The sequence below is a fragment of the Micromonospora sp. BS32 genome (assembly GCF_059089345.1).
On record NZ_JBSSHR010000139.1, the window covers coordinates 1 to 418 of the forward strand.

The window sequence follows — 418 nt, forward strand, 5'->3', positions numbered from 1 at the left end:
GCTGGTCGAGGCCGACTCCGGGGGCGACCGGAGCGGTGAGGAGGCGTGGATCGGCGCGCTGGACACCGAGCCGTTCGACCTGGAGCTGGGCCCGCTGGTGCGGTTCGGCCTGCTGCGGCACGCGTCGACCGAGCACGTCCTGATGCTGGTGGTGCACCACGCGGTCGCCGACGGGCTGTCCCTCGCGGTGCTGCTGCGTGAACTGTTCGCGCTGTACGAGGCGTTCACCTCGGGCCTGCCGAGCCCGCTGCCCGCGCCGGAGGTCACCTACCGGGACTACGCGCGCTGGCGCGAGGAGCGCGAGGCGGGCCCGGAGTACGCGGCCCATCTCGCGGCCTGGCGCGAGGCGTTGGACGGGGAGCCGCCGCGGCTCGACCTGCCCACGGACCGGCCGCGCCCGCAGGTCGCCGGCTCCCAG

The 418-nt window shown here is 75.8% G+C and carries 1 protein-coding gene; it reads left to right on the forward strand.

Annotated elements, in window-relative coordinates:
* Nucleotides 1-418: condensation domain-containing protein (locus AC5RWQ_RS30625; RefSeq protein ID WP_494286069.1), on the forward strand; the 418-nt coding region annotated here is incomplete at both ends.